The organism is Hankyongella ginsenosidimutans, assembly GCF_005144965.1.
Classification (GTDB): domain Bacteria; phylum Pseudomonadota; class Alphaproteobacteria; order Sphingomonadales; family Sphingomonadaceae; genus Hankyongella; species Hankyongella ginsenosidimutans.
The window spans coordinates 1573656-1587160 of record NZ_CP039704.1; the positions used below are offsets into that span (position 1 = coordinate 1573656).

14 protein-coding genes and 3 pseudogenes are annotated in these 13505 nt (G+C 64.3%); 11 read left to right on the forward strand and 6 right to left on the reverse strand.

The genetic code is table 11. The features are described 5' to 3' along the window. Positions 1 to 35: 35 nt before the first annotated feature. The 5 genes from E6W36_RS09230 to gph all read right to left on the reverse strand — a co-directional run bounded on the left by E6W36_RS09230 (position 36) and on the right by gph (position 4351). Entirely contained in the window at positions 36 to 398 is a 363-nt protein-coding gene (locus E6W36_RS09230) for a hypothetical protein (RefSeq protein WP_222872398.1), read from the reverse strand. A 209-nt stretch (positions 399 to 607) separates the two neighbouring features. Further along, the gene (locus E6W36_RS09235; protein ID WP_222872399.1) at positions 608 to 829 is read right to left on the reverse strand and encodes a hypothetical protein; all 222 of its coding nucleotides are present in this window, start codon (positions 827 to 829) and stop codon (positions 608 to 610) included. A gap of 145 nt (positions 830 to 974) precedes the next feature. Next, positions 975 to 2183 (reverse strand): RHS repeat-associated core domain-containing protein, encoded by a 1209-nt coding sequence (locus E6W36_RS09240; RefSeq protein ID WP_222872400.1) that lies wholly within the window; start codon positions 2181 to 2183, stop codon positions 975 to 977. 539 nt (positions 2184 to 2722) lie between these two features. Further along, entirely contained in the window at positions 2723 to 3622 is a 900-nt protein-coding gene (locus tag E6W36_RS09245) for an RHS repeat-associated core domain-containing protein (RefSeq protein WP_246047464.1), read from the reverse strand. 48 nt (positions 3623 to 3670) lie between these two features. Continuing rightward, complete coding sequence (gph, locus tag E6W36_RS09250; RefSeq protein WP_222872402.1) at positions 3671 to 4351, reverse strand: phosphoglycolate phosphatase; 681 nt, start codon at positions 4349 to 4351, stop codon at positions 3671 to 3673. Positions 4352 to 4435: 84 nt separating this feature from the next. Here gph and glmU point away from each other — a divergent pair. The 4 genes and pseudogenes from glmU to E6W36_RS09270 all read left to right on the forward strand — a co-directional run bounded on the left by glmU (position 4436) and on the right by E6W36_RS09270 (position 6625). Continuing rightward, positions 4436 to 5823: pseudogene (gene glmU / locus E6W36_RS09255) on the forward strand (bifunctional UDP-N-acetylglucosamine diphosphorylase/glucosamine-1-phosphate N-acetyltransferase GlmU). Between the two features lie 27 nt (positions 5824 to 5850). After that, positions 5851 to 6084, forward strand: coding sequence for a ribbon-helix-helix protein, CopG family (locus E6W36_RS09260; RefSeq protein WP_222872403.1), 234 nt, complete (start codon positions 5851 to 5853; stop codon positions 6082 to 6084). After that, entirely contained in the window at positions 6072 to 6242 is a 171-nt protein-coding gene (locus E6W36_RS09265; RefSeq protein ID WP_222872404.1) for a PIN domain-containing protein, read from the forward strand. Before E6W36_RS09260 ends, E6W36_RS09265 begins: the two co-directional genes overlap by 13 nt. A gap of 203 nt (positions 6243 to 6445) precedes the next feature. After that, on the forward strand, positions 6446 to 6625 hold the full coding sequence (locus E6W36_RS09270; protein WP_342776867.1) for a PIN domain-containing protein: 180 nt from the start codon (positions 6446 to 6448) through the stop codon (positions 6623 to 6625). Between the two features lie 13 nt (positions 6626 to 6638). On the opposite strand, the gene E6W36_RS09275 is transcribed toward E6W36_RS09270, so the two are convergent. After that, positions 6639 to 7388, reverse strand: a complete 750-nt coding sequence (locus E6W36_RS09275) for a bestrophin-like domain (RefSeq protein WP_222872406.1) — start codon at positions 7386 to 7388, stop codon at positions 6639 to 6641. A gap of 127 nt (positions 7389 to 7515) precedes the next feature. Between E6W36_RS09275 and glmS the strand changes: the two are divergent. The 7 genes and pseudogenes from glmS (at position 7516) to E6W36_RS09310 (ending at position 13404) form a co-directional block, all read left to right on the forward strand. Next, positions 7516 to 9335 (forward strand): annotated as a pseudogene (glmS, locus tag E6W36_RS09280) (glutamine--fructose-6-phosphate transaminase (isomerizing)). A 110-nt stretch (positions 9336 to 9445) separates the two neighbouring features. After that, on the forward strand, positions 9446 to 9625 hold the full coding sequence (locus E6W36_RS09285) for a hypothetical protein (protein WP_222872407.1): 180 nt from the start codon (positions 9446 to 9448) through the stop codon (positions 9623 to 9625). 31 nt (positions 9626 to 9656) lie between these two features. Beyond that, complete coding sequence (locus E6W36_RS09290) at positions 9657 to 10100, forward strand: hypothetical protein (protein WP_222872408.1); 444 nt, start codon at positions 9657 to 9659, stop codon at positions 10098 to 10100. A 6-nt stretch (positions 10101 to 10106) separates the two neighbouring features. Beyond that, positions 10107 to 10406, forward strand: a complete 300-nt coding sequence (locus E6W36_RS09295; RefSeq protein ID WP_222872409.1) for a Plug domain-containing protein — start codon at positions 10107 to 10109, stop codon at positions 10404 to 10406. Next, complete coding sequence (locus E6W36_RS20630) at positions 10403 to 10693, forward strand: TonB-dependent receptor plug domain-containing protein (protein WP_222872410.1); 291 nt, start codon at positions 10403 to 10405, stop codon at positions 10691 to 10693. The genes E6W36_RS09295 and E6W36_RS20630 overlap by 4 nt, the downstream gene beginning before the upstream one ends. Then, on the forward strand, positions 10594 to 12183 hold the full coding sequence (locus tag E6W36_RS09305; protein ID WP_222872411.1) for a TonB-dependent receptor: 1590 nt from the start codon (positions 10594 to 10596) through the stop codon (positions 12181 to 12183). Before E6W36_RS20630 ends, E6W36_RS09305 begins: the two co-directional genes overlap by 100 nt. A gap of 73 nt (positions 12184 to 12256) precedes the next feature. Further along, positions 12257 to 13404, forward strand: a pseudogene (locus E6W36_RS09310) (PepSY-associated TM helix domain-containing protein). The last annotated feature ends 101 nt before the right edge of the window (positions 13405 to 13505 follow it).

A 13505-nucleotide genomic window follows, 5' to 3' on the forward strand; every position in this document is an offset into this window, starting at 1 on the left:
CGTCACCGGCGACGCTGTCCTCGACGATCGGTGCGTCAACCCCGGGCCGTGCACGATGCGCCGCCGCAGCTGACCGCTGCCATCGTTAGCCGCTTTACGCTTGCGTTGTCTTGGTGGTTTGCGGGGAAATCCTTGGGCCAATCCAGATCAGGCCGCGCACGGGCGATCGCCTGGATGAACGCATAGGTGTCCTCCGCCCTGAAGTGATTGAGCGAGATGTCAAAGTGCTGTGGCCGGCCTTGATCGTCGTCATAATAGAGTGCCACCCGGCGGAACGGCCGCAGCGCCGGCTTCCACAGCCAACGCTGATCAGGCCAGCCCACCTCATAGCCCCAACGCTTGACTGCCTTGAGAGGTGCTCGCTTGGTGAACTTCAGCAGGCCGCTGTCGGTTAACATGCCATCTTTGAGCCTGATCCTAAACAACCAGAAAGTTAAAAATAAATACCCTATTGGAATAGATACAACAACAAGAGCAGGCAGCAAATGCAGAGATATTGACCAATCTTGTATTAATATTGAATACATTAAAGGAATACCTGCTAAACTCCATATAAATAAATATGCAACATACGGCCGCGCCACAACACGTAGCTCTCTTTGGTAACTCACGCCGAGGGGGCTGTCACTATTTTACCCTTACCGGGCTGGCGGCTCTTCAATGCCGCAGCACCAGTATCGACGCCATCCGATATCGTCTGACCAGCCACAGAGCCGGGCAAATCATAGATGTTGAGACCAATGGCGCTCTTAATCGCGGTCTTGCCCGTGATGTTGTTGATGGTGCCGTTGCGCAGCTTGGTGACTGTCGCGCGGCCAATCGCAGCCAAACTGTTGCGGCCTGCGGTAACACCAGCGATCCCCTCAGCCCGGGAACCGGAATGGCGGCTGCTACACCTCCAATAACGGTATCTTGGCCCAAACTACGATAGCTGAAGTTTTCATTCAATCCTCGATTATCAATCGCCTGTTTAACTACATTTCCCACAGCGCCACCGACGACACCCGCTCCAACCACCGATGCCCCGAGGTCGCAGGCGCATAGAGAATGCCCAGTCCGGTTGCTGCGCCATTGATTCCAGAAGCCGTATAAGTTCCCGCACTGCTCAGTTCGCCGCGCACGACATCCGATACGCCTTGAACAGCAACGCCGATCACGGCCCCCACTACGGCAAACGCTGCATCATCGATGCCGGTGTATAACCCCGTCGGATCGACGTTGTTGATGGGATCATTCTGGACATAGGCGTAGAGGTTGAGGCCGTCTTCATAGCCGATGGGGTCGGCCTGCAGGAAGCGGCCGAGGTAGGGCGAGTAGAAGCGGGCCTTGTAGTAGTAGAGGCCGGTCTCCGGCTCGTAGCGCTGGCCGGTGTAGCGCAGGGTCGGGCCGGCCTCCTGCTCGGACTCGCCAAACAGGCCATAGCCAAGCTGCTGCGCGGCTGTGCCGCCGGCATCGCTGCTGGCGACGACCGAGCCCTGATGGTCGGCATGCAGGAACCGCCGGGTCGGGGTCGCGCCGGCAAAGCTGTCCTCGGCGATCGGCTCGTCAACCCCAGGGCCGTGCACGATGCGCCGCCGCAGCTGTCCACCTTCCAGATACTCGGCGATCAGGTCGACGCCGTCATAAACCTGGTAGACGGTCTCACCGCCGGTCACCACCTTGCGCGCCAGCCGCCCGACCGCGTCATAGCGATAGCCAACGTCAATTGCTGCGACCGGATTCTGGACCTGGATCAGCTGGTTTTCCGGCGTGTAACGGAACGTCCACTGCAAGGTGCGCGTCTCGCCCGCCTGGCCGCGCCCACTCACCAGCACGTCCTGCGTCAGGTTGCCGTTGGTATCGTAGCCGAAGTCCCGGCTTGCCGCACTCCGATACTGGTTCAGCTCGTTCGCCGCATAGGCCCGGCCGCTGACCGGATAGTAGCCCTCCCATTGATAAGCAGGGTTCGACAGATCGAAGCGGGTGATCTCGCCAAGCCGGTTATAACTATAGGTGCGCGACACGTCGCCTGTCGTGCCCGCAAAGTCCACCGTCTGCCGGGACAGCAGGCTGTTGTCTGTGCGGTAATCGAACCGAGTCGCAACCCCGCCCAGGGTCAAGGCCGTGCGCCGCGACAGATCGTCATAGCCATAGGTCGAAAGCACTGTCGTTATCCCGTCGTCCGCCAACTGGTTCAGGCTCATCCTTCGTCCGGATCAGCCCGTTTCCGAACTTCTATCGGGGCGTGGATCACCTACCGGCAGAACGCGGGCCAAGGAGTTCATAACGGATCATCCACACACCAATAAAATAACCTATCAGAAACAAAGTCGATAAATAGCTAACCCAGTCACGATCTAGCGCCCTCTTTGGTATCATCGTCCAGGGGTAATCGATCGCGTCGAGGCTTACATAAATTAAAATCGCCATTATCAATCCTATGGCGGCTGTTAACAACCAAAAGCCAACGCGGCCGTTTGGGCACATATGCATCCAAAACCGCGGAAACCAACCAATTCCCATGGAAAAAATATAGCGGAGCGCTGAAGGTAAAATTAAGAACAGGCAGGTAACCGTCAAAAAATAAATCGTTATCCTAAATAGTAATTCACCTAAAATGCAACAAAAAGTTAGTAAAAAATAAGCGGGCGAGCCTATAAGCGTGTTTCGCTGGGCTCACACGCCCACCGTAGTCTATCTTTAAGTTTGGATCGCTATTACCCCCTTAAAGTAGTACTTCTTCTCAGGTTCCTTTTCCATCCGACGTCCTCTGTGCTCCAGAAACATTTCCGAAGGTGCCAAGACCATCCGTGACAGTTTTATCTATAGAACCTCCAATGAAACCACCCACAATATCTTCTGGACTGATGTATTGACTTAACGGTGCCGCAACCCGGCCGTTCAGCGCACCGATATAATTGCCAGTGGCATTGGCAAGGGTTTGGTTTCGACCGAGTGCTGACCCGACCACTGTACCTAGCGCACCTCCAAAGGCACCGCCGATTGCGGCGTTGCGGATACTGCCGTTATCGCCAGTGAACTGGTTGCTCGCCGCTTGAGACACCGCCCCAAGGCCGCCGCCGATGGCGGCATTGCCCGCTACATTGAGCCCGATATTGGTCGCCACCTGCCGCGCCGGCGTAGTCAGCAAGTTTCGTGTTACGATACTTGCCACACTTGCCACCCGGCCGGCACCGACTGCACCGACTGCACCTGCGGCAGCCGATATGCCCAAGCGCGCCACTTGCCCGCAAGCGGCGGCGCAAGCGCCCGATAAATCTCCTCTAAGTAGAGAACGAAAGCCTTGGCCATAAGCCGCGCGGCTACTAGGGCTAAGAGCTTGAAACGTTCCTTCAATAAGCAAGCCAATTCCAGCCCCGACCAGCCCAACCTCCCCGCTCGGGTCCGTGCCGTTCACCGGATCGTTGCCGACATAGGCGTAGAGGTTGAGGCCGTCTTCATAGCCGATGGGGTCGGTTTGCAGGAAGCGGCCGAGGTAGGGCGAGTAGAAGCGCGCCTTGTAGTAATAGAGGCCGGTCTCCGCCTCGTAGCGCTGGCCGGTGTAGCGCAGCGTCGGGCCGGTCGCCTGATCGGGCTCGCCATAGGGGCCATAGGCGAGCAGCTGCGCACCCGCGCCGCTCACTCCTTGGTCTCGCTCAGGGCGGTCGTCTTCAAGCCGAGGCACTCCCGGTCAGCCGATCAGGCGCGCGAACGCGGTATCGAAGTCGTCGTAATGCTCGATCACCGCGTCGGCGCCGAAGTCGGTGGCCGGGGTCTCCGAGAAGCCGAAGGCGACGGCGATCACCGGCACGCCGGCGGCCTTGGCGGCGTCAACGTCGACGGTGCTATCCCCGACCATGACGGCCCGCGTCCGGTCGCCGCCGGCCTGTGCGATGGTCTCCAGCAGGTGCTGCGGGTCGGGCTTGCGCACGGCCAGGCTGTCGCCGCCCAGCACCGCATGGAAGCGCTGAGTCCAGCCGAGCGCCTCGAACAGGCCGGTGCTCAGCGCATGCGGCTTGTTGGTGCACACGCCGATGCGCGCGCCGGCGGCGGCCAGCCGGTCCAGCACGCCGACGACTCCGGGGTAGGGTTGCGAGCCCACACAGATGTTGGCGGCGTAGTAGCGCATGAATTCGGGCAGCGCCTTGTCGAGCAGCGCCCTGGCGTCCGTGCTGCTGGCAGCCAGGCCCTGGCGCTGCAGGCCGCGCTCGATCAGCGCGCGTGCGCCATGGCCGACCAGCTTGGCGACATCATCCAGCTCGAACGGCGGATAGCCGAGCAGGCCCAGCGAATGGTTGAGCGCAGCAGCGATATCCGGCCCGGTGTCGACCAGGGTGCCATCAAGATCGAAGACGACAGTCACAGGGGTCATGGGCACTCCTTGGCGGCTTGGCGGCTTGCGGCCTTGTGTGGCAGATGGAGGGCAAGCGCAATGGCCGCCATCAAAAGCATCAGGATGACCATGACACAGTCCGCCGCCTCGCCGCTTGCCGCAATCGTTCTCGCTGCAGGCAAGGGCACCCGCATGAAAAGCGATATGCACAAGGTGCTGCACCCGATCGCCGGCAAGCCGATGATCGACCATGTGCTGGACAGTGTCGCATCGCTCGGTGCCGCGCGGGTGGTGGTCGTGGTCGGCGACCGCAAGGCGCAGCTCGATCAGGCGCTGGCGGCGCGGACCGGCGTTTCGACCGCGCTGCAGGAGCCGCAGCTGGGCACGGGCCATGCCGTCATGGCGGCGCGCGAAGCGCTGGCAGGCTTCGACGGGCCGGTGCTGATCCTCTATGGCGATGTGCCGCTGGTCCGGCCTGAAACCCTGCAGGCCATGCTGGAGCGGCTGCACCAGCCGCTTGGCGGCGCGCGCCCGGCGGCGGTCGTGCTGGCGTTCGAGGCCGCCGACCCCGGCGCGTACGGGCGCATTCTGCTGGATGCGGACGGCGCAGTCGCGCGCATGGTCGAATTCAAGGACGCAACGCCCGGGGAGCGCGCGGTCCGGCTGTGCAATGCCGGGCTGATGGCGGTCGATGCCGCGCACCTGTTCCGCCTGCTGGACCGGGTGACCAACGACAACGCGGCGGGAGAATATTATCTGCCGGACATCGTGATGCTGGCGCGCGCCGATGGCCTGCCGACAGCCGTTGTGGTGACGGGCGAGGCGGAGGTCGCAGGCGTCAACAGCCGGGTCGAACTGGCAGCGCTCGAGGCGCAGTTCCAGGCCATGCGCCGCACCGAGGCGATGCTGGCGGGCGTCACCCTGATCGCGCCGGAGACCGTGTTTTTCAGCCACGACACCAGGATCGGCCGGGACGTGGTGGTGGAACCCAACGTCGTGTTCGGGCCGAAGGTCATGATCGAGGACGGTGCGACGATCCACGCCTTCTCGCACCTGGAGGGCTGCCGGGTCGCGCGGGCGCCAGCGTCGGCCCGTTTGCCCGGCTGCGTCCTGGCGCCGATCTGCGCGCCGGCGCAAAGGTCGGCAACTTCGTCGAGGTCAAGGCGGCGGTGCTGCATGAGGGCGCGAAGGTCAGCCACCTGACCTACATCGGCGACGCGGAGATCGGCGCGGACGCCAACATCGGCGCGGGCACCATCACCTGCAACTACGATGGTTTCTTCAAGTACAAGACGACGGTCGGGGCCGGCGCGTTCATCGGCTCGAACTCGGCGCTGGTGGCGCCGGTCACGGTCGGGGCCGGCGCGATCGTCGGCGCGGGCTCCGTGGTGGTGCAGGACGTGGCGGCCGATGCGCTGTACCTTGGCCGCGGCGAACCGGCGCAGAAGACGGGCTGGGCCGCCCGCTTTCGTGCCGCCATGCAGGCGAAGAAGGCGGCCAGGCAGGGCTGATCCCGCCTTGTCGAACGATATCGTGTCATGATATCGTTTCCGCTGCGGACACTTGTAGACATTCCACGCGCCGATCTAGGATCGCGGGATCGTCTGGCCAGGCATCGCAAGGAGTCGCGTGCCGCCCTGATCCGCGCAGCAGTGCGGCAGTATCTGGCGGATAACAGCGCAGACCGCTTGCGTGAGGCCTTCGGCCTGTGGCGCGACGGCGAAGACGGTCTGGCGCATCAGGCCAGAATGCGCGCCGAATGGCCGGACTGATCTTCGACACCAACATTCTGATCGATTTCCTGCGCGGGATAGAACTGGCTCGTGTCCTGATCGACACAACGCCTGACCGCGCCATCAGCATGATAAGCTGGATGGAAGTGCTCTGCGGCGCTGGCCCGGACCGAGACGCCGCAACCCGCAACTTTTAGCAGCCTGCTAGAGGTATACCGAGACCTGTGTGCGGGTGATTATTCCTCCCCGCAGGGAGGGGACCACCTCCAGGGTGGTGGAGGGTGGGTGATTCATGATACTTATGGTCTTTTAGCCCCTCCGTCCGTCTTTCAGACGGACACCTCCCGGTGGGGAGGATTTTGTATTCGCGCACAGGTCTCTGTAAGGCGCATTTCAGCGGATTGATATTTCGCCAGCCATTGCGGAGCAGGCCATTGTGCTGCGTCGTCTCCATGGGCTGAAACTGCCGGATGCGATCATCTGGGCATCCGCCAAGGTGACGGGGCGCACGCTGGCAACGCGCGATGCCAAAGATTTTCCGCTGGATGATTTATCCGTCTGCTGCCCGTACCGTCTGTAGCTGGCAATAGTCACTACCGCAGGCTGGCCGCCAGGTCTTCGAGCGGGCGCTGCGAGATTTGAATCCCGCCGCTGCGGGAACGGTCGATATCCAGAATGAGGCTGAAGGCCAGAACCAGCAACAGCATGAGCAGGCCATAGGCCACGCGGTGGCGCGTATCGCTTGCAGAAGATACGGACCCGAGAATCAGCGCGCAGACTAGCATGTAGAGGATCAGCACCTCCAGCACACGGTCCGGCAGGTGCGCGCTGCGCGCTGCAGCACGCGCCGCCGCGAGGTCGAAGCTCTCGTTCATCGAGTCCATCAGGCCACGGACCAGCAAGGAAGAGGGTGCGTCCTGTACAGCCTTGCCGAGGCTGGTCCAGAGCGTCTCCTGCATTGCCTGTGTGGCGGCCATGGCATTGGCATCGGCGTCGACCTCGGACCAGTCGAGGCGCACGGACAGGTACGCGCGCATCTGGCTCTGCAGTGTTGTGCGGTGCGGCTCATCAAGCAGGCGGACCCGCAGCCATGTCGTGCCGATGGCGTTGGCCTCGGCAATCACCAGGTCGCGGCGCGCCTCATGGCGGTTGAGCGCAAGCGAGAAAGTGAAGCCGAGCAACAGCGCGAGCAGCCCGAGCATCGCGGACAACAGGTGATCCGGCGGCTGCGCGATCTTGGGCAGGGCCTTGCCGATCCACCTACCGGCCTCCAGGCCAGCCAGCAGGAGCGCCAGCAGCAACCCGGCGGCGGGGATCAGGGTAAGATGGGAAAACATGGCCATAATCGTCTCACCACGCAGGGGCCGTTCATCGCAGGAACGCACTGCAAACATCCCTTTATAACTTCCCGTTTACAAGGGCGCATTCGCATGCTTGGGGAGCAGCGAACCTCGGAGGGACAGACGAGCGATGTGCGGGATTATCGGGATTGTCGGTGAAGATACGGTCGCGGACCGGCTGCTGGACGGCCTGAAGCGGCTCGAGTATCGCGGCTATGATTCGGCAGGCGTCGCAACTCGTGAACGGACGTATCGAGCGGCGGCGCGCCGAGGGCAAGCTGGCAAACCTCGGTCGCAAGCTGAGCATGGAGCCGCTTGCCGGCACCATCGGCATTGCCCACACGCGCTGGGCGACCCATGGCGCCCAATGAAGCCAACGCGCATCCGCACGCGACCGACAGGGTCTGCCTGGTCCACAATGGCATCATCGAGAATTTCAAGGAACTGCGCGCCGAACTCGCCGCCGACGGCCGCGTGTTCGAGTCCCAGACCGACACCGAAGTCGTGGCGCACCTCGTCACCAAGGCGCTGGAGCAAGGGGCGAGCCCGGTTGACGCCGTGCGAGCGACCCTGAAGCGCCTGCATGGCGCGTTCGCGCTGGCCATCCTGTTCACGGGCGAGCATGACCTGCTGATCGGCGCGCGGCGCGGCAGCCCGCTGGTGGTCGGCTATGGCGACGGCGAGATGTATCTGGGGTCGGACGCCATCGCCCTGGCCACGCTGACCAACCGGGTGTGCTATCTGGAAGAAGGCGACTGGGCGGTGCTGAGCAGGCACGGCGCACAGGTCTACACCGCCGACAACCAGCCGGTCGTGCGGCCGGTGCAGACGATCAGCGTCGGGGCCGGACTGGTGGAGAAGGGCAATTACCGCCACTTCATGCTGAAGGAAATCCACGAGCAGCCGACCGTGGTCGCCCAGACGCTCTCCAGCTACCTGAACCCAGTCGATGGCACGGTGGCGCTGCCCAACCTGCCGTTCGATCTGTCTGCTGTCGAGCGGATCACGGTGGTGGCCTGCGGCACCAGCTTCTATGCGGGCATGGTCGGCAAATACTGGATCGAGCAACTGGCGCGCGTGCCGGTCGAGATCGATATTGCGTCCGAATTCCGCTACCGCGATCCGGTCTTGAGCCCTGGTGGCCTGGCGCTGTTCATCTCGCAGTCGGGCGAGACGGCGGACACCCTGGCGGCCCTGCGCCATTGCAAGGTGAACGGCCAGCATATCGCGACAGTCGTCAACGTCGTCACCTCGACCATGGCACGCGAGGCGGATGTAATGCTGCCGACCCATGCCGGGCCGGAAATCGGCGTTGCCTCCACCAAGGCGTTCACCTGCCAGCTGTCGGTGCTCGCCGCCTTCGCCGTGGCGCTGGCGCACGCCAAGGGCCGGATCGATGCGACCGGCGAGGCACGCCTCGCCGGCTTGCTGGCAGAGGCACCAGCACGCATGAACGACACGCTGAATGCGCTCGACCATCTGGAGCCGCTCGCTCACCAGATCGCCAGGGCGCAGGACGTGCTGTATCTTGGGCGCGGGCCGGACTACCCGCTGGCGCTGGAAGGCGCGCTCAAGCTCAAGGAAATCAGCTACATCCACGCCGAAGGCTATGCCGCCGGCGAGATGAAGCACGGGCCGATCGCCCTGATCGACGAGAATGTGCCGGTCGTGGTGCTGGCACCCTCCGGCCCGCTTGCCGACAAGACCCTGTCCAACATGCACGAGGTGATCGCGCGCGGCGGCAAGGTCGTGCTGATCTCGGATGCAGCGGGCGTCGCCGCCCACGGCGCGGAGGCGTTTGCCAGCATCACGGTGCCGGATGTCGACGGCTTCATCGCGCCGCTGGTCTACGCGATTGCCGTGCAGTTGATCGCCTATCATGTGGCGGTCGCCAAGGGCACCGACGTCGACCAGCCGCGCAACCTGGCGAAATCCGTGACCGTCGAGTGAAGTGACCCCATCCGGTCTCAACAGTGCGGGGCGTCAATCCCTCGTTTGGGGATGGTTTTACGCCCGTATTTCCCGCAATCCTGGAACAAACAGGGTTATCAGGGTGCGTTGTGCAATCAGATGGCAACAATATTGTCCTCAATCCAGCCTCCAGGCGTGAGCTGAAGCAGTTGCTTACGGCCTGGGAACGCGTGCGCGATCCGTGGGTTCGGCACACGATGCTGCAACTCATGGCCGACCTTGCGGATAAGCCGCAGCGCGGTGTTGCGCCGCAGTCAGAAAAGGCCTGACAAACGGCACCTGGATCGATATGGCGCAGGGATGACCAACCGCACCGCATCCTGGAGCCTCAGCCGCTGGCTGGCGATGTTCGCCATCCTGCTGAAGATCGTGCTGGCGCCGGGCACCATGCTGGCGGCGGCGCCGGCCGGCGGCCTGATGGTCACGCTCTGCACCAGCGACGGGCTGGCCAGCGGCTGGATCAGCGCGGATGGCAAGCTGCACCGCGATGCGCCGGGCAAGGCGCATCATGAGGATACGCCCTGCGCCTTTTCCGCCCTGTCTGCAGCGGCGCTCGATGCGGGCTTCTGCCGCCGTCACTGGTCCCGCCTGCGCGGGCAACCCTTGCCCATGCGATGCTGGCCTTGCGTCCCGGTGCCTGGCTCGCTGCGCCGCCCCCACCTGCGACCGGGCCTCCCTCACCCTCTGAAGCACCGTCCGCCCGGCCTTGATGCCGGCACGCCTGTTCTTGCTTTCAGAGGATGAACCTCCATGACCGTCTATACTCTGGCGTTGCGCGCATCGACTGCGCTCGCCTGCCTCGCCGCCTGCGCCGCCCATGCCGAAGAAGCCACGCCGCTCGACCGGATTGTCGTGACCGGACTGAAAGGGTCAGAAGACTTCGGCCTCAAGTCGGGCATTCCAATCGACAAAGTGCCGCAATCCATCCAGGTGCTGGACGCCGATGACCTGATTACGCGCGGCGCGACCAGCATCGGCGATGCGCTGCGCGCCATCCCTCCGCCAGTGTCGGCAACAGCCGCGTCGCCCGCTACCAGAGCTTCAGCTTGAAGGTCCGTGGCTTCCTGGTCGACCAGATGCGCAACGGCATCCGCCAGCGCTACTACGAGGACGTGGACGCGTCCGCGCTCTCCAACATCGAGCGGATCGAGGTGCTGAAAGGTCCAAGCGCCGTGCTCTACGGCCAGTCGGCGGTCGGCGGCATCGTCTCGATCGTCACCAAGCAGCCGACGGACAAGTGGCAGGCGACTATCGCAGGCACCTTCGGCAACTACAAGCAGCGGCAGTTCACGCTCGATCTCGGGGGCCGGTATCCGACACGCTGTCGATACGCCTGACCGGCGAGGTCGAGCGCTCGGGAACCTTCGTCGATTTCCAGGATATCGATCGCGACAATATCGCGCTCACCCTGCGCTGGCAGCCGGCCGAATGGGCGGTGGGGCATCTGGTGACGGAGTATGTCGAGCGGCGTACCCGCTCCAACCCTGGCCTGCCGGTTGTCGGCACGGTGGTCAGCAACGGTGTTGCGGATATTCCCCGCAGCCGCTTTCTGGCTGAGCCGGGCTTCAGCGACCTGAGCGCCAGTTCGCCCCTCGTGCAGGCGTGGGTCGATTTCAGCCTTGGCGGCGGGTGGACCCTGACGCCGCGTCTTCAGTATTCGCAGCTGAAGACGCCGTTCACGGAAATCCGGGTGCGCGGCGTCGAGGCGGATGATCCGACGCAGGTGCGCCGCACCGGCCGGATCGGCGCCGAGGACGACGACTACATCATTGCTCAGCTCGATCTGGCCGGCAGCGTCAAGACCGGGCCGCTCACCCACCGCCTGCTGGCCGGTTTCGAGTTCGACCGGGAGCGCAGTACCTTCCTACAGTCCAACTTCGTCAGCGTGCCGTCGATCAATGCCCTGAACCCGGTCTACCTGACCGCGCGTCCGGAGACGGCGTTCGGCTTCGATTTCCGCCAGGCGCTGAACGGCTATGCCGTATATTTCCAGGACCGCATCGAGATTACGGACGCAATCGAACTGCTTGGTGGCGTGCGTCAGTCCTGGCTGAACAACGACGGCTATTTCAGCACGGACCCCACCGACCTCGGGCCGGTTGACGAGGCCAACATCACCTCGACCACGTGGCAGATCGGCGCGACCTGGAAGCTCGGGCACGGCTTCAGCCTCTACACCGGCTACAACACGGGCTTCGACGTCGAGAACGTGTTCGGCCTGCGCACCGTGTCTGGCAATCCGCTGCCGCCGGAGACCTCCAATCAGGTCGAGCTGGGGTGCGCTATGGCGGGGAAAACCTGCGCGTCAGCGTCGCCGGCTTCCAGATCCGCCGCCAGGATGTGGCCGGGGATGATCTCGATAACCCCGGCTTCTCGCGCGATCGGCGATCTGCGCGTGCGCGGCGTCGAGATCGAGGGTGACTGGCGGCCGCTCGAGGCACTGACGCTCAGCGGCGGCTATGCCTATTTGCGCGGCCAGATCACCGGCAGCGCGGATGCAGCGGAGATCGGCGGCCGCATCGCCGATGTGCCGCGCAGCACGGGCACCGTGCGCGCGACCGCTGACCTTGGCCATGGCCTGGAACTGCGCGGCGGCGTCAGCTATGTCGGCAGCCGGGCTGTCGCCAACGCCAGCGCGGTCTCGCTCGACGACTACGCCGTCGCCGATATCGGGCTGGGCTACCGGTGGCGCCGCGTCCGGCTGGACCTCAGCATCAACAACCTCGCCAACGCCCGCTTTTTCACGGTCGCAAACCAGGGCAACGCAAACGTCGTCTATCCGGGCGATCCGCGGACGGTCAGCGGCCGCATCGCTGTGACCTGGTAAGGAGAGCCGCATGCGCGACACCAACCCCGGCGCATATCGGGCCATCTGGCGCTGGCATTTCTATGCCGGGCTCATGGTCGCGCCTTTTGTGCTGCTCTTGTCGCTCACGGGGGCGCTTTATCTGTTCGATCGCGAGATCGAAGGCATCGTCTACGCAGACAGGATGCACGTGCCCGCTGTCCGCGCGCCGCTGCCGCTGCTGGACCAGCAGGCGGCGGTCCTGCGGGCCTACCCGGGCGTGACGGTCAAGCGCATCGTGCTGCCCGAGCGTCCGACGGATGCCGGGCAGTGGCTGGTGGCCCGGGATGGTGTCGATACGCTGGTGTTTGTCGATCCGGGCAGCGGGCGCGTCACCGGCGACATCGACCCCGAATGGCGGTTGATGGCGGTGGTGCGGCGCATCCACGGGACGCTGCTGGCGGGGCAGGTGGGCAGCTACATTGTCGAGCTGATGGCGTGCTGGACGCTGATCATGCTCGGCACCGGGCTGATCCTCTGGTGGCCGCGCCACTGGCGGCTGCGCGGCGTGTTCGTGCCCCGGCTCGCGGCACGCGGGCGGCGCTTCTGGCGCGATCTGCACGCCATCCCGGCCATGGTCAACGCGCTGCTGGTCATGGGCCTGATCCTGACCGGGCTGCCCTGGTCGGCGTTCTGGGGCGTGCAGTTCGCGCGGATCGGCACGGTCAGCCCCTTGACCGAGCCGTCGCCCAACTTCCGCGACCCGCCCGAGCATGCAGAACACAAGCTCACCACCGCCGACGGCGTGCCCTGGACCATCGCCAACAGCCCGGCCCGCACGGCGGCCATGGCCACGGCAGGGCAACGCTGGCGGATGTCGAGCGGGCACTCAGCGATTACAAGGTGGCGCCTGGCGCGCGCATCTTCCTGCCGCAGCCCGGCGGCAGTCTGATCACCATCAGCCTCACGCCCGACCAGGCCGAGCGCCAGCGTACCCTGTATCTGGACGCCGCGGACGGCAGCGTGATCGACGACATCGGCTGGGCCGACTACAGCCCGCTGGCCAAAGCGGTCGAATGGGGCACCATGACCCACATGGGCCGGCAGTTCGGGCTGGCCAACCAGCTGCTGGCGCTGGCCGTCGCCCTGACCCTGGCCGCCAGTGTCGTGACCGGGGTCTATATGTGGTGGCGCCGCGCCAGGGGCAGCTTGCGGCACCCGGCGGCGTGCAGGACCGGCTGCCGAGGCCGGTCAAGCTCATGATCGCGACCATCGCGGCCCTGTTCCCGCTGGTCGGCGCGTCGCTGGTGCTGGCGGTGACCGTCGAGGGCATTCTTGGTGCCGCCCGGCGGTTGCGGCGGACG